The organism is Nocardia sp. NBC_01499, from assembly GCF_045040275.1.
GTDB lineage: Bacteria > Actinomycetota > Actinomycetes > Mycobacteriales > Mycobacteriaceae > Nocardia.
Genome location: NZ_CP109426.1, coordinates 5,314,399 through 5,331,095 on the forward strand (window position 1 = coordinate 5,314,399; position 16,697 = coordinate 5,331,095).

General features: G+C 68.0%; 8 protein-coding genes. 4 read left to right on the forward strand and 4 right to left on the reverse strand.

Annotation, left to right across the window (positions count from 1 at the left end):
• The first annotated feature begins 7 nt into the window (after positions 1-7).
• Together OG203_RS24335 and OG203_RS24340 are read left to right on the forward strand one after the other, a co-directional pair.
• Complete coding sequence (locus OG203_RS24335) at positions 8-3,364, forward strand: arabinosyltransferase domain-containing protein (RefSeq protein WP_405159581.1); 3,357 nt, start codon at positions 8-10, stop codon at positions 3,362-3,364.
• 140 nt (positions 3,365-3,504) lie between these two features.
• Complete coding sequence (locus OG203_RS24340; protein WP_405159582.1) at positions 3,505-3,666, forward strand: hypothetical protein; 162 nt, start codon at positions 3,505-3,507, stop codon at positions 3,664-3,666.
• Between the two features lie 61 nt (positions 3,667-3,727).
• On the opposite strand, the gene OG203_RS24345 is transcribed toward OG203_RS24340, so the two are convergent.
• The gene (locus OG203_RS24345; RefSeq protein ID WP_405159583.1) at positions 3,728-4,660 is read right to left on the reverse strand and encodes a zinc-binding dehydrogenase; all 933 of its coding nucleotides are present in this window, start codon (positions 4,658-4,660) and stop codon (positions 3,728-3,730) included.
• A 99-nt stretch (positions 4,661-4,759) separates the two neighbouring features.
• Between OG203_RS24345 and OG203_RS24350 the strand changes: the two genes are divergently transcribed.
• Positions 4,760-5,161, forward strand: coding sequence for a winged helix-turn-helix transcriptional regulator (locus tag OG203_RS24350; RefSeq protein WP_405159584.1), 402 nt, complete (start codon positions 4,760-4,762; stop codon positions 5,159-5,161).
• A 71-nt stretch (positions 5,162-5,232) separates the two neighbouring features.
• Here OG203_RS24350 and OG203_RS24355 read toward each other — a convergent pair whose 3' ends face one another.
• Positions 5,233-8,595, reverse strand: coding sequence for an arabinosyltransferase domain-containing protein (locus OG203_RS24355; RefSeq protein ID WP_405159585.1), 3,363 nt, complete (start codon positions 8,593-8,595; stop codon positions 5,233-5,235).
• Between the two features lie 391 nt (positions 8,596-8,986).
• On the opposite strand from OG203_RS24355, the gene OG203_RS24360 reads away from it, so the two are divergent.
• The gene (locus OG203_RS24360; protein ID WP_405159586.1) at positions 8,987-9,484 is read left to right on the forward strand and encodes a peptidylprolyl isomerase; all 498 of its coding nucleotides are present in this window, start codon (positions 8,987-8,989) and stop codon (positions 9,482-9,484) included.
• 59 nt (positions 9,485-9,543) lie between these two features.
• Here OG203_RS24360 and OG203_RS24365 read toward each other — a convergent pair whose 3' ends face one another.
• Entirely contained in the window at positions 9,544-11,046 is a 1,503-nt protein-coding gene (locus OG203_RS24365; protein ID WP_405167990.1) for an acyl-CoA carboxylase subunit beta, read from the reverse strand.
• Positions 11,047-11,188: 142 nt separating this feature from the next.
• Positions 11,189-16,642: a polyketide synthase Pks13 gene (gene pks13, locus OG203_RS24370; RefSeq protein WP_405159587.1), complete on the reverse strand. Its 5,454-nt coding sequence runs from the start codon at positions 16,640-16,642 to the stop codon at positions 11,189-11,191.
• Positions 16,643-16,697 lie beyond the last annotated feature (55 nt).

A 16,697-nucleotide genomic window follows, 5' to 3' on the forward strand; every position in this document is an offset into this window, starting at 1 on the left:
AACCCCCGTGCGACCGGACCGATCAACTCGAGCGTTCACCCGTTACCGCCTGATCGCCCTCGTCTCCGGGCTCCTCGGATTCGTGCTGGCGCTGCTGACACCGCTATTGCCGGTGCGGCAGGACCGGGCAACGCTGGACTGGCCCCAAGCGGGCGTCAGCAGCGTCGAGGCGCCGCTGGTGTCGTATCAGCCGCTGCGGCTGAATGCGACGCTGCCGTGCTCGCTGGTGCAAGCGGTGGGATCGGGCACGGTGCTGTCCACCGTGCCCGTGGCGTCGGGACAGGCGGCCACCAAGGGGCTCGTTGTCGCGGTCGCCGACGGAACGCTGTCGGTGGTGCTGCGCGACGTTCCGCTGCTGTCCGCGCCGGTCGCCGAGATCACCGCGGCGGGCTGTAGCGCGCTCACCATCGACTCGACGGCCGCAGCGACCACCACCGAGATCACCGGCGCGGTCCGCAAGGACGGAACGCCGTTCCGTAACACCGTGACTCGGGATATCCGCCCGCAGGTGGTCGGCGTGTTCACCGATCTAGAGGCCGGGCGGTTGGACGGTGCGCGGTTGCACGCCGACATCGACTCGCGCTTCTCCTCGTCGCCGACGGCGCTGAAGCTGGCCGCGATCATCGCGGCCGTGGTCTGCACCATCATCGCGTTGCTCGCGCTGCACCTGCTCGACACCAGCGACCGGCGGCGGGCCCGCCGATTCCTACCCGCACACTGGTGGCGGTTCACGGTGGCCGACGGTGCGGTCCTCGGGACGCTTGCGCTGTGGCATTTCATCGGCGCCAACACCTCCGACGACGGCTACATCCTGAACATGGCGCGTGCCTCCGGGCACGCCGGGTACATGGCGAACTACTACCGCTGGTTCGGCGTGCCAGAGGCGCCGTTCGGCTGGTCGTACGAGGTGCTCGCTTGGATGACCAGGATCTCCGATGCCAGCCCGTGGATGCGGCTGCCCGCCGTGCTCGCCGGCGTCGCCTGCTGGCTGGTGATCAGCCGGGAAGTGTTGCCGCGCTTGGGTGCTCGGGTTCGACGCAACAAGGTCGCGCTCTGGACGGCCGGGCTGGTATTCCTCGCCTTCTGGTTGCCCTACGACAACGGCCTGCGCCCTGAGCCGCTGATCGCGGCGGGCGCGCTGCTCACCTGGTGCTCGATCGAACGTGCCATCGCCACCGGGCGGCTGCTGCCCGCCGCCGTCGCGGTGTTGATCGCGGGGTTCTCGCTTGCCGCCGGGCCGACCGGGCTCATCTGCATCGCGGCGCTGATCGCGGGCTCGCGGCCGGTGTTGCAGATCATCATCAAGCGGGCGCGCGGAGTTGTTCCCGCGATCGGCGGCGGTGTGGCCGAAAGTCCTTCGGGGTCAATGGGACTCGATACCGCTGACGAGGACGGACCGGCAACGAATACCGCAGCGCGTCGACCGTCCTTGGCGACAACATTGTTCCGCTATCTGGCACTGCTCGCGCCGGGCCTGTCCGCCGGAACCCTGGTGCTGGTAGTGGTTTTCGCCGATCAGACGCTGTCGACCGTGCTGGAAGCCACCCGGGTGCGCACGATCGTCGGGCCGAACGTGGCCTGGTTCGATGAACGCACGCGGTGGGATTCGCTGCTGATGCTCTCGCCGGACGGGTCGCTTGCTCGCCGGTTCGGTGTGCTGGTGATGCTGCTGTGCCTGCTGGTCTGCGTGCTGCAGGTGCTGCGCAAGGGACGCATTCCAGGCACGTCGCGCGGGCCGTCGGTGCGGATTCTCGGCATCGTCTTCGGTTCGTTGGTGCTGATGATGTTCACACCGACCAAGTGGACGCACCACTTCGGTGTGTACGCGGGCTTGGCCGGGTCGCTGGCCGCGCTCGCGGCGGTTGCGGTGGGCGGCGAGGGAATTCGCTCGCCGCGCAACCGGTCGCTGTTCGCGGCGGCGGTGCTCTTCCTGCTCGCCATTACGTTCACCGGGTCCAACGGCTGGTGGTACGTGTCCAGCTACGGCGTGCCGTGGTGGGACAAGGCGCCGCTGTTCGCCGGCAAGGGTTTCTCCACGTTGTTCCTCGGGCTCAGCGGGGTCGCGCTGGTTGTCGCGGTGTGGCTGCACTATCGCGAGCCGTATCGCCGACCACGCACTACGCCAAAGCGTTTCGATCGGTTCGCGACCGCGCCGCTGACCATCGCCGCGGCGATTCTCGTGCTGTTCGAAGTGGCGTCGCTGGCCAAGGCAGCGGTCGCGCAGTACCCGGCGTACTCGGTCGCCAAGTCGAATCTCCAGTCGTTGCAGGGAGATTCGTGCGCGCTCGCGAACGAGGTGCTGGTGGAGACCGACACGAAGAACTCGCTGCTGCTGCCCTACTCGGGTTCGCCAGCTGACGGATTGGCCGCGGAGTCGAAGGGATTCACGCCAAACGGTGTCGCGAGCGATCTCACCGCCGACGCGGATGAGACCGTGGCAGGCGGGGCCAACTCGGTCAACTCCGACGCCAAGAACAAGACCACCAAAACCACCGGCGCCGGTACTGGCGGCGGGACAACCACGCAGACCGGCGTCAACGGCAGCGCGGTCGCCCTGCCGTTCGGCCTCGACCCGGCGACAACGCCGATCATGGGCAGCTACCAGGACGGCGAGCAGCAGCAGGCCTCGCTGACCTCCCAGTGGTATCACCTCGACCTGACCGACAGCATGCGCAACGACCCCGCCTACCAGGTGCTCGCGCTCACCGCGGCGGGCCGGATCCGGCACGTCGACGCGGACGGCGTCGTCACCTACGGGCAGGAGCTGCACCTGGAGTACGGCGTGCACGAGGCGGACGGGTCGGTGCGCAAGCTCGGCTCGGTCGACCCGATCGATATCGGGCCCGCGCCGTCCTGGCGCAACCTGCGGGTGCCGCTGAGCCAGCTGCCGATCGAGGCGAACGCGGTGCGGCTGGTCGCGGTGGACAACGACATCACCCCGAAGCAGTGGCTCGCGGTGACGCCGCCCCGGCTGCCCAAGCTGGCCACGCTGAATTCCGTTGTCGGCTCGGACAATCCGGTGCTGCTCGACTGGCACGTCGGGCTCGCGTTCCCGTGCCAGCGCCCGTTCAACCACCACGACGGCGTCGCCGAGGTGCCCGACTGGCGCATCCTGCCCGACCGGGTCGGTTCGGACGCGTCCAACGCGTGGCAGGACGATATCGGCGGCGGTCCGCTCGGCTGGACCGGGCTGCTGCTGAAGTCGGAAACCATCCCCAGCTACCTCGATCACGACTGGTCGCGCGACTGGGGTTCGCTGGAGAAGTTCACCCCCTATGACACGAAATCCGCACCCGCTGAGATCGGTGTCACCGTGCAGAGCCGGACCGGCCTTGCCAAGGACGATCCGATCCGGGTTCGCTAGGCGCCGTTGCCGTTCCGCGACACCGAACCAGCCGGTTCGGTGTTGCGGGGCCGCAAAGATGTTGTAAACAGACCGGTTGGACGGCAAAAACACCGCAGGATCGCAGGACGAAACCCACAGAAATCCGTAACCTGTGCACTATGACGTCGGCTTTCGACCACATGGATCTGCGCGACCTCGTCGGTCTGCTCACCGCGGATGAGCAACGCGAACTGCGCCCAGCGATCCTGCGCGTACTCGACCGCCTCCCCTCGCAGGAGGTCCTCCGCCGCGAACTCGGTCTGCGTATGACAAAGGTCTGAGCAAACCTCCGGCGACTGTCCGCGCCGCCTGATCCGCACCGAGCAGGTCACGCCCGGCACCTCACGGCACCAGAACGAGCCGACCACGAAGCCCGCCCGCCGCCAACCGCCGTTGCGCGGTCGCCACCGCGGCCAACGGCAGCGTCTCGGCGACCCGCAGCGTCAGCTCGCCCGCATCGACCCTGGCAACCAGCTCATCCAGTTGGCGACGATCCGCGCGCACCAGAACGGTCGTTACCGTGGTGCCGCGCAACGGAATCGGGGTCGCCGGCACGCTCACCGAAATGAACCTGCCACCACCGCGCACCGCGGCCAACGCCGCCGGACCGAGCGCCGCCGCATCCAAGGCCGCGTCGACACCACCGGTGGCTATCTCGCGAACCGCGTCCGGCAGATTCTGCGTGCGGGGCACGAAATCGGTCGCACCGAGGGCACGCACCACCGACTCGTCAGCGACACCCGCCGACGCGATCACCCGAACCCCCTGCGCCGCAGCGAGTTCGACAGCGAAACCGCCGACCGCACCGGCGGCGCCGGTCACGAGCAGCGTCTCGCCCCGCCGCAGCCCGAGTGCGGCGAGCGCCTGCACCGCGGTCAGCCCATTGAGCGGAATGGTCGCGGCCGCGACGGCGGCAACCGAAGTCGGTGCGGGAGCGATGTTTCCGGCCTCGAGCACGACGTAATCCGCCTGGGCCGCCAACGATACGTCGAGCCGGTCGCTGATCCCGATCACCGCCTGCCCCGGCGCGAAACCCAGCACGTCCGCGCCGACGGCGTCGACGGTGCCCGCGACATCCCAGCCGATGCCCCATTGGTCCCGCGCGGCGGCGAATGCCGTGCCGCCCACGCCACGGCGCACCAGCAGATCCACCGGATTGACCGCCGCCGCGGCGACTTTCACCCGGACCGCGCCGCGCCCCGGCTCCGGCGTCGGCACCTCGACAATCTCGACGACACCGTCAGGACCTGGCTGACGGACGACCACTGCACGCATGATGTTCCTTACCTGTTCGACTTCGACCAACGTAAGCCGAGCTACTATCCAATAGGTAGTAGTTACCTACGAGTGCGTACCGAACAGCGAGGTGAGCTAGTGCCGACAACAACCGCGGCCCAACGTCGAGAACAGGCAAAAGAGCAGTACGACGCCTTCATGGCGGACTGCCCCGCCCGCCGCCTGCTCGACCGCATCAGCGACAAGTGGGTCAGCCTCGTCCTCGCCGCGCTCGCCGATGGCCCCCTCCGCTACGCCGAACTCAGCCGCACGATCGCGGGCGTCAGCCCCAAAATGCTCACGCAAACACTGCGCACCCTCGAACGCGACGGCCTCCTCGAACGCCGCATCACCGCGGCGGTCCCCGTCCGCGTCGACTACGAACTGACCGAACTAGGCCACAGTCTCGAACCCGTCATGCGCGCCATCAAATCCTGGGCCGAACACCGCATGAACGACGTCCTCACAGCCCAGTCCCGCTACGACGGCGAATCGGTCTAGCCACCAACGAGCGCAGGCCCGTCGGGAAGGCTGGATACCTTCGCGACGGGCCTGCGGTCGTTCGCTGTGTACTAGAACACTCGGAGGCGGCCTGGGGTCCAGAAGCCGGAGCGGGTGGCGGTGCCGGTGTCGAGGTTTGCTCGCTGGGCGGTGCGGTCGTATTGCTCGTAGCGCTCCAGGGAGCCCCAGTCGCGGGCCCAGTTGTCCTTGAGGTAGGTGGGGACGGTTACCGACCTCGCGAGCATCTGGGTGAAGCCGAGGGGGCCGCCGAATTCCTGAGCCTGCCAGGTGTTGGTTGAGCTGATGGCCAGCGGGCGGTCGGGCAGGATGCGGTAGCCGGGAACCTCGGCGACGCCGTTCTTGTGGTCGAACGGACGCTGGCAGGGGAACTGCAGGCCGACCGCCCAGTCCTCGAGGACCGGCTGCTCGGAACCGATGAAGGTGTTGAGCGACTGCAACTTCGGCATGCGCGGCGGGGTGAACGCCAGCCACTGGTCACCGATCAGGATCGGGTCGTTGGCGACGATGCGCACCGCGTCGGCGTCCGGCGCGATCTCGGCGAGCGGGACGCGCAGGTTGCGCCAGGACGGGAACGGGCCGATATCGCGCGGCAGGTAGGTGCCGAGCTTCTCGATGCTGCCGTCCGGCTGCCGCTTGCCGTAGTCGACGGTGAGCGACTGGCCGTACTTGGTGTCGCCGGTGTCGTCGACCGACAGGATGCGACCGGCGGCGGAGATCACCACGAGCGGGCTGTCCGCCGAGCGCGGCGCGAGCCCGTACCAACTCGACGTGACGTGCGCGGGCTGCTGCACATTGTTCTGGTAGCTGCCGAGGATCGGCGTGGTCGCCGGGTCGAGCCCGAAGGGCAGCGCCACGGTGCTGCCGTTCACGCCGCGCGCACCCTGACCACCGCCGGTGCCCGCGCTCTGCCCCTCGGCGAACGCGGCGCCGACCGACTGGGTCGAGGTGTTACCGGTGCCTGGCTTCACCTCGACGCTGTCGGCGGACAGATCGTTCGGCACGCCGTTCGGATCGAAGCCGACCGGGTCGGTGCCAGCAAGCGGGTCGTTGGGATCGGTGAGCGGATGCGCGGGATCGACGATCGGCTGCAGCGTGCCGCCGTTCGGATTCGGTTCCACCAGAACGTCATTGGCGAGCCCGCAGCTGCTGCCGCCGAGCGCGTCGAAGTTCGACCTGGCCAGCGAGTACGCCGGGTACTGCGCGACCGCGCCCTTGACCAGCGACAACACCTCGAGCAGCACCATCAGCGCCGCGACGACGGTCAGCGGGATCGCGGCGAACTTACGAATCCGCTTGCCGCGCGCGGACTTCGGCGAGGCCTCCGGTTTGGCGTAGCCCTCGCGCAACGAGTGCCAGGCGACCAGGGCGAGCGCGAGACCGAACAGCCCGAGCATCAGGGTGTTGGACTGGTAGCCGTGCAGCGAGATCCGCTTGTCGAACCACGGCACGCCGAAGCTGGACACATACCAGTAGCCGTTGATGCCGGAGAACGACAGCGCGAGCACGAACAACAGTCCGGCCAGGAAGATCGCGCGGTTCTTCCGTGCGCGCAACGCCGACGCCGAGACCGCGACCGCGGTCACCGCGGCCAGCGAACCGGCGATGCCCGCGTACGCGCCGAAGTGGTGCGTCCACTTGGTCGGGTTGAACATCATCAGGAAGATGGTGCCGAAGACGACGCCCATCAACCGCCAGGTCGGCCCGCTCGCGATGCCGGGAACCCGCCTGCGCCGCAACAACACCAGCATGGTGGTGAACAGGCACAGCAGCATCACCAGGAACGCGAACCGGCGGGCGAGCGAGCCGTCAACGGTCTCCACGAACAGGTAGTAGTAGCGCAGGTAGTCCTCGTACCAGGCCAGGTTCGGCCCGGTCACCTGACGCACCCGGTTGGCCTCCTGGATGGCCGCGAAGGTCTGGTCGCTGTAGACGACGGTCAACACCAGCAAACCGGCCGCGGCGATCGGAGCGAGCAGTGGCAACGTCGACCACCACTTCGCCCCCGCCGAACCGAACTGCCTTCGCCTGCGCACCACGATCCACACCAGCGGCCGAATACCGGCGAGCAGCGCGGCAACACACATCAATCCGGTGGGCGCGGCGGCAAGGGTGAACGCCGCGACCAGGACCGCGACACCGGCGGGCAACAGTCGTCCGGTCGCGATGGCCCGCTCGATCGACACCCAGGTGAGCAGCGCGCCGAGCGCGACGATCGGCTCCGACCGCAGGCCGTTGTCGAACGGCATCCAGAACGCGAGGAACACCAGACCGCCGGTCCACAGCGCGACCTTGCTGTTGCGCACGCCGCGCCCGAGGCGCGGCACCACCTCGCGACTGATCACCATCCAGCAGAGGACAGCGCAGGCCAGCGCGGGCAGGCGCACCCACGGGCTCGCGGTGGAGAACTCCGCGAACAGCTGGATGACGTAGTAGTACCAGCCGAACGGCGCCTCCGGCACGCCGTACCAGCGGAAGTAGTTGGCCATGTAGCCCGCGTGCGGCGCGACCCGAACCATGCTCAGGATGTAGCCGTCGTCGGAGGTGTTGGCGCCGACGAAATGCCACACCAGCAGCGTGCCGATGACCGCGCCGTCGGCCCAGGTCGGCTTCAGCCAGTTCGCGGGCAGGAACCGGCGGTGCCCGCGCCCGTCACTGCCGTCGAGCCGGGAAAGCGCCGCGAGCGCGACGAGGGTGCACAGCACCGCCGCGATCATCGCGATCAGCTTGATCACGGTCGGGCTGCTGGAGAAGCGGGTGTCCACGGTCATGTGGAAGTTCAGACCGGCGGGCGAGGCGCCCTTCAGGTCGGAGAAGACGCCGACCACCTGCGGCCGCAGGTCACCGTTGAGCGCGCCCTCGAGCGGCACCTCGACCTGCTGCTCGGTCCCGGGCGCCGCGCCCTCGACCGGCTTGGTCACCGTGGTGGTCAGCCCGGTGAACTCCGCGTGCGTGCGGTCGTGGTCGGAGGTGAGCTCGATCGCCGAGCACCGGCCCATGTCCGAGCGCGGCGCCGACACCACAACGGCATTGCGGTCGATCACGTCCACCGTGGTGTCCGACACCCGGATGAACATGGCCTCCAGCGCGGCCCGGTCGCCCTGCGGCGGCGCGGTGGCCAACAGCATGCCGCCACGTTCCGGCAGCTGCGCGACCGCGCTGCACGGGATGGTGGCGCTCAGGTCGATCGGGACCTGAGACATCAAGGGGGCCTGCACATTGCCGAGCGTCCCGCTCTGCGGCCAGTTCAGTGCGGCGGTCGTCTGTGTCACCGGCAGGAACGGGGTGGCCAATGCGAACAGCGCGCCGAGCAGTCCGGCGACCAGCGCGATGATTCGCGCGGTGCGGAAATCGGCCGAAGAGGCCGCTGGCACGGCGGGCGGTTTCGTCAGGACAGCAGTAGCGGCGTCGGGCACGATTGGCAATGCTAGCTCCCCGGCCCCGTCACGTCTTCAGGCCAGGCGCGTCCGCCGCCCCGAGTCTTTAGGTCGACTTAGTCGCGCGGTAAGTTTCGTCGGCGTCCGCCGGATAAGTGTCGAGTCCCGTTGTCGGCGTACCCATCGAGTTACCAGGGTGTCCGCAAGATCAGTTGTCGGTTTCTCCACCATTTGAAATGGTTTGAAATGCGAAATGAACTTTAGGGCTGCCGACCTGGACAAACGTCACAGTTGATCATGCGCGGACGCGGACGACTCGCCGGACACGCCCGGTACGGCCGCCGTTCCAAGCCGTAGGCCGCCGACGAAAGTCGCGCCGCATCCGAAGACCGGCAAAAGGCGCGCGAAGGCGGGCTGGCAAGGTGTGGGTATGACCAAGGTGAATCTCTCGACGAATTACGGACCGATCGTCCTGGAACTTGACGACCAGAAGGCGCCGAACACGGTGCAGAACTTCGTGGATTACGTGAACGCGGGCCACTACAACGGCACCATCTTCCACCGTGTCATTCCCGGCTTCATGATTCAGGGCGGCGGCTTCGAGGTCGGCCTGCGGCAGAAGGGCGTGCAGGCGCCGATCCAGAACGAGGCCAACAACGGCCTGAAGAACGACAAGTACACCGTGGCGATGGCGCGCACCAACGACCCGCACTCGGCGACCGCGCAGTTCTTCGTCAACGTCTCCGACAACGCCTTCCTCAACCACTCCGCGCCGACCCCCTCCGGCTGGGGCTACACGGTGTTCGGCAAGGTGATCGAGGGCAGCGAGGTGGTCGACAAGATCGCCGGTGTCGCCACCGGAACCACCGGCGGCCACCAGGACGTGCCGCGCGACGACGTCATCATCGAATCCGCCAGCCTCGGCTGAGGTAGCCCGACTCGGGTGAATCGGGCCGCGCCACAACAGGATGCGGCCCGATTCCGGTTTTACAGCGGCAGCAGATGGTGCTTGCGCGGATTGCGCGCCAGCGACTTGTCGCGCAGCAACTGCAGGGCCTTGCGCAGTTCCAGCCGGGTACTTGCCGGTTCGATGACGGCATCGATGTAGCCGCGCTCGGCGGCAACCCACGGCGTCGCGATGGTGGCGTTGTAGAAGTCGATCATCTGCTGGCGCACGGCCGCCCGCTGCTCCTCCGGCGCTGCCTCGATCTGCTTGCCGCCGATCAGGCTCACCGCGCTCTCGGCGCCCATCACCGCGATGCGCGCGGTCGGCCAGGACAGGTTCACGTCGGCGCCGAGCTGCTTGGAGCCCATCACCGCGTAACCGCCGCCGTACGACTTCCGAATCACCACAGTAACTTTCGGCACGGTCGCCTCCACGAAGGAGAACAGGAACCGGCCGCCGCGCTTGATCACGCCGATCTTCTCCTGCTCGACGCCGGGCAGGAAGCCGGGGGTGTCGACGATGAAGACCAGCGGGATCTCGAACGCGTCGCACAGGCGCACGAAATGCGCCGCCTTGTCCGAGGCCCTGGCATCCAACGCACCGGCGTAGACCATCGGCTGATTCGCGACGACGCCGACGGGGCGACCGTCGACGCGGGCGAAGCCGGTGATGATGTTGCGTCCCGCGGTGGCGCCGATCTCGTGGAAACCGCCGTCGTCGAAGATGCGCAGCAGGATGTCGTGCATGTCGTAGGCGGCGTTATCCGAGTCCGGCACAAGGGAATTCAGTTCCCGGTCGCTATCGGTGAGCTCCGGTTCCATGCCGGGATTCACGATCGGCGCCAGCTCCTGACAGCTGGTCGGCAGGAAGCTCAGGTAGTCGCGCACCCACTCGAACGCCGACTTCTCGTCCGGGGCAACGTGATGGATGTTGCCGTACTCGGCCTGGCTCTGCGCGCCACCGAGCTCCTCGAGGCTCACGTCCTCGCCGGTGACCTCGCGGATCACCTTGGGGCCGGTGACGAACATGTACGCCTCTTCGGTCGCCACCACCACGTCGGTGTTGATCGGGGCATACACCGCGCCGCCCGCGCACTTGCCGAGGATCATCGAAATCTGCGGCACCAGACCGGATAACGGCTCCTGACGACGACCGAGCTCGGCATACCAGGCGAGCGAGGTCACCGCCTCCTGCACGCGCGCGCCGCCGGAATCGTTGATGCCGACCACCGGACAGCCGACCTTGGCCGCGTACTCCATGATCCCGGCGACCTTGCGGCCGAACATCTCGCCGACCGAACCGCCGTACACGGTCTGGTCATGCGAGAACACCGCCACCGGCCGACCCTCGACGAGGCCGTGCCCGGTGACGACGCCGTCGCCGTAGAGCGCGGTCGGATCGCCCGGCTTGCGTACCAGCGCACCGATTTCCACGAAGGTGCCCGGATCGAGCAGCATATTGATCCGGTCGCGGGCACTGGGGATGCCCTTCTTCGCCCGCTTCGCCACTCCCGCTTCGCCCGCCGGTTCCTGCGCGAGATCCATCCGTTTGCGCAGGTCGGCAAGCTTCTCAGCAGTAGTGCTCACGACTCCACCTCGCTAGCGCTCGGCTCCGCCGTGCCCACGGGCGCTGTGCCCATGGTTCGCTCGCGACGCTCGCTCACGTGGCCCCTTTCGTCAGTCACCCCTAGGGGGCAATCACCGCAAGCTTCGCGGTGAGGTCGGCTCCGATCTTTCCGATCCGCGGTTCATCGACGATCTGCAGGTGGTCGCCTGGGATGTGGATGACCTCGAGGTTTGGAATGTATTCGTCCCAACCACCATTCGGGCGCCGATCCGCGTAACGAGGCTCCAATTCGATCATGCCGTCCTGGTAGCGATCCGCGAGGTACAACACGACATCGCCGTCGTACTGCGTCGGCGTTGTCTTGGCCAAGTGCCGTCCCTCGATCCACGAGGTGCGCTGATGCTCGAGCACACCGCCGGGAATCTTGGTTCCGCTGATCTTGACCAGATCGCTGATCATCTTGAACTGCTCTTCATCGGAAGCCGCGGCAAGCTCCTGCAGCTGCTCCGGCGGGAGTTCGCCCTCGACGCCATAGGTCTTCTTCGCGAACACCTGGTAGCGCTCGATCCGGCGCACTCGCTCGGCCGGGCTGTTGTCCTCGTCCTCGACCGGGATGGCCAGGTCGATCAGACCGACGATGCGCACGTCGGCACCCTCGGCCCGCAGCAACTGCGCGACCTGCAGCGCGAACACGGCACCCAGCGACCAGCCGTAGAGGACGTACGGGCCGTCACCCTGCATCTTGCGCAGCTCGGTCACGTACTGCTGCGAGCGCTCCAGGATGTCGCCTTCGACGCGTTCGAAGCCGTACATGGGCGTGCCCGCCGGGAGCCGCTTGAGCAGCGGCTCGTAGACAAGCGTGTTGCCACCCGACGGGTGGAACACGAAGACCGGCACCGCGTTCGAGCCGTCTTCGCGTGCCCGCAGCGGCCGGATGAAACCGTCCACGTCGGCGCCGCTGTCCTGCAGGTTGCGCACGACATCGGCGAGCTGCTCGATGGTCTCGCAATCGAGCACATCGTCGATGGTGATCTCTGCCTTGACCCGCTCGGTGAGTCGGTCCGCCAGCTTCTCGGCGACCTCCTCCGCGAGGATCGGCAGGGTGTTGAAGATGCCGCCTGCCGACTTGCCGGTGACGATCGCCCAGGTGGCGAAGGTCAGGCGCTCGGCGGCGTCACGCGGTGGTACGTCGTCGTCTTCGTCGGCCGAGGACGGCGCACCGAAGACCGGCTTCGTCGGGGCCGCTTGTGCGGTAACCGCTTCGGCGGCACCCACCGCGGTGGTGTCCACGTTGTCGAGCGACTGCTCGATGGCCGCTTCCTTCGCGTCCGCCGCGGCGGCCTGCTCGGTCGACACCGGTGCTGGTGTCGCGGTACCGGGCGCCGCGCCGGTGATGCCAGCGGCCGTCTCGGCCTCCGCGACGATCTCCGCGGCCTCCGCCGCCACCGACGTGCTCTCGATGTCCAGCGAAACACCTTCGGCAGCAGCCGCTTTCGCGACAGCGTCGGCAGGATCCGCACCGGCTTCGACCGCGGCACGCGCCGCGGCGATGAACCCGCCGTCGACCACGATCTCCTCGCCGGCGGCCTGCCGCTCGGCCACCGCCCGCATCTCTTCGCGGTGTTCGACGGCGTAGCGCAGCACCTTGCCGACCTCGCGGAGGTTGGCGTCGCGCACGGCCTGGATCTGCAGCTGCGGGATGTCGAATTCGTATTCGACGCGGTTCTTGATGCGCATGGCCATCAGCGAGTCGAGGCCGAGTTCCATCAGCGGGATCTCCATCGGGAGGTCCTCGACCGCGTAGCCCATGGACTCGGCGACGATCAGCGCGAGCCGGTCGTCGAGCGACTGGTTGCCGGTGGGGTCCCACCGATCACCGAAGGTCTCCACGACCTCGAGGTCGGTGCCGCCCGTCGGTTCGATCGCCGCGGTGGCCGGAACGACCTCGGCCACAACGGATTCGGGCAGCGGCGCACCGGAGGTGACCACCGCGTCGAACAGCAGCCGGAAGGTCGCGCCTTCCTTCGCGTGCACCTGCACCGACGCGCCACCTGGGTGCGGGGTCAGCGTGGTGGTCAGCGTGCCGACGGCGGGAACAGCGCCGTGCGCGATCGACGCACCCAGCGACACGTCGCTGAGTACCTGTGCCGCAGCGGCATTCACCAGCGCGGCGAGATCGCCTGCCGATTCGGCCTGCACCTCCCACGCGTGCCTGCCGTCCGGCAGTGCCACGTGTGCGCCGGGCGCCCCGGTGTTTCCGGTCGCGGCCAGCGAGACCTTCGGCCAGAACTCCTTGCGCACGAACCTGGTTCGTGGCACGTCGGCGTAGGCGCCGGGAGCGAGCAGCGACGACAGGTCGACCTTGTGGCCGTGCACGTACAGCTGAGCGAGCGCGCCGATCACGCCGCTCGCCTCGTCTTCCTTACGCTTGAGCGTCGGGATGAGCTGTGCGTCGTGCAGGCCCGCCGCGAAGGTGGTGCCGAGCACCTGCATCAGCGCGACGGAATTCGGCGCGAGCTCGAGGAAGGTGGAGTGTCCGGCGTCCACCGCGAGCTTCACCGCGTTGGTGAAGTACACGCTGCTGCGCAGGTTCTTGACCCAGTAGTCCTCGGTGTGCACCGGATCGCTACCCGGGCGGTAGAACTCGCCCTTGTGCACCGTCGAGTAGAGACCGACCTGCACCTTGGTCGGCTCGATACCGGCCAGCTCCGCGGCAAGCTCGCCGAGCAGCGGGTCCATCTGCGAGGTGTGGCCCGCGCCGCGGGTCTGCAGGATCCTGGCGAACTTGCCTTCCGCCTCGACCCGCGCCACGATCGCCTCGACCTGGGCTTGCGGGCCGCCGATGACGGTGTTGGTCGGCGCCGCGTACACGCCGACCTCGACGTCGGGGTAGTCGGTGAGCAGCTCTTCGATGTCCTCGGCGCTCTTTTCGACGAGCGCCATATTGCGCACGTCGTCGTCGGTGATCATCTGCTCGCCCTCGTACATCAGCCGCGAGCGCGCGCAGATCACCCGCACCGCGTCCTCGAGCGGCAGACCACCGGCGATGTAGGCCTCGGCGACCTCGCCCATCGAATGGCCGACCACCGCGTCGGGCTGCGCGCCGTGTGCGCGCAGCAGCGCGGCGAGGCCGATCTGGATGGTGAAGATGCCGACCTGCGAGGTGCCGACGTTGTAGTCCTGGCTGTCGTCGAGGAACAGCTCACGGATCGAGTACCCTGCCTCGTCCTCGACCAGCACGTCGACCTCGTCGACGGCCTTGGCGAAGATCGAGTTCTCCAGGTAGAGCCGCTTGGCCATCTTGCGGTGCTGCGCACCGAAACCGGAGAGCACCCAAACCGGGCCCATGGTGGCGGGCGCGTCCGCGGTGAACACCCCGGCGCCGGGCTTGCCCGCCGCGATGGCGCGCAGGCCGGTGACGGCCTCGTCGTGCGTGCTCGCGATCACCACGCCGCGCGAACGCCAGTGGCTGCGCTTGGCCAGCGAGCGTGCCACGTCCTCGAGCGAAACATCGCGGCCCGCTTCGGATTCCAGCCAGTCGGCCAGCTCGGCGGCGGCCCGGCGGCGACGCGAGGGCAGGTAGCCGGAGACCGGCAGGATCACCGGCAGTGGTTCGGTGCGCTCTGCGGTCCATTCCGCAACGGGGGCAACGGTTTCCGCGACAGGCTCAGCGACTTCCGCAGCAGGCGCGGCGATTTCGGTGCCTTCTTCGACAACCGCGTCCGCTTCCGCGATCACATCGGTCGTCTCGTCGTCGAGGTCGGCATCGAGCGCGGCGGCGGAATCGACCACCGCGGCCTGGGGAGCTTCCGGCTCGACCGCCGCGACCTTTGCCGAAGCCGGAACGTATTCCTGCACAACGACATGCGCGTTGGTGCCACCGAAGCCGAAGCCGGAGATGCCGACGGTGGCGGTGCCGCTGTAACGCGGGAATTCCGTGGGCTCGACGACGACCTTCAGGTGCGACTGATCCCACGGGATGTACGGGTTGGGGCCCGCGTAGTTGATGTTCGGCGGAATGACGTTGTGCTGCAAGCCCATCAGCACCTTGGCCAGGCTCGCCACGCCCGCGCCGGACTCCAGGTGGCCGAAGTTCGTCTTCGCCGAACCAAGCAGCGCCGGCTTGTCCTCATCGCGACCGCGGCCGACCACCTTGGCCAGTGCGTCGGCCTCGATCGGATCACCGAGCGGGGTGCCTGTGCCGTGCGCCTCGATGTAGTCGACGGTGGACGGCACGATGCCCGCGTCCCGGTACGCCCGGCGCAGCACGTCGGCCTGGGCCTCGGGGTTCGGCGCGAGCAGACCGTTGGAGCGGCCGTCATTGTTGACCGCGGAACCCTTGATCACAGCCATGATTCGATCGCCGTCGCGTTCGGCGTCGGCGAGGCGCTTGAGCACGAACAGCCCCGCACCCTCCGAACGGACCATGCCGTCGGCGTCGGAGGAGAACGCCTTGATCCGACCGTTCTTGGCGACGCCTCCGCCCATGTCGAAGCCGAGGGTAGCCATCGGCGCCAGGATCATGTTCACGCCACCGGCCAGTGCCACGTCGGCATCGCCCTCACGCAACGCGCGCACCGCCTGGTGCACCGCGACGATGGTCGACGAGCACGCGGTGTCGACCGTGACCGATGGACCACGGAAGTCGAAGAAATAGGAGATCCGGTTCGCGATGATGCCGCTCGAACTACCCATGATTCCGTACGCCTGCGCGGACGCGGGTACGTTCGGGCCTTGCTCCGCGCCGAGACCGAGCGCGGAGATCAACATGAAATCGCTGGTGGACGAGCCGACGAACATACCGACCGGCTGGCCCTTGAGCTCGCTCGCCGGAATCCGGGCGTGCTCCAACGCTTCCCAGGTCAGCTCCATCATCAGGCGCTGCTGCGGATCGACCCGCTCGACCTCCAAGGGCGACATCGCGAAGAACTCCGCGTCGAAGCCCTTGACCACGTCCTGGTCCAGATAGCCACCGAGCGTGTTGCCCTCGGCGATCGCCTTGGCCGCCGCCGGGTTGCTGGTGAACTCCTCCCACCGGCCCTCGGGCAACTCGCGGATCGCGTCGCCGCGACCGATGAGGAACTCCCAGGTCGACTCCGGAGTGTCGCCCGCACCGGGCAGCCGGGTCGACAGGCCGATGATGGCGATGTCGTGTGCCTCGCCCGGCGTGAAGCCGTCGGTGTAGAAGGCGTCGCCGGACGCCTCCTCGACGGTCTCCGGCTCGCCGTTGATGACCATCTCGGCCAGCGAGGCGATCGTCGGATGCTGGAAGTAGGCGGTCGCGGTGAGCACGACGCCGGTCAGTTCCTCGATGTCACCGACGAGGGCGATGGCATCGCGCGAGGCGAGCCCCAACTCCTCCATCGGCCGGTCCACCGTGATCTGCTCGACCGGCTGCCCGATCGCGTCGGCGACCCAGTTGCGCAGCCAGTCACGCAGCTCGGCGACCGTCATGTCGGTCCCGCCGGATGCCTCGGTGGAGGCAGCGGCCACCTGCGCGGATGCCTGGTCGGCGTCCGCGTCGGCGGGCAGGGTTTCGGTCGTCGTGGTGGACGTGCCCTCGTTGTCAGCCATCAATTCCTCAAGCTACCTGTCTGCGTACCGGGCGCACCGCGAATGTCGGCAGTCC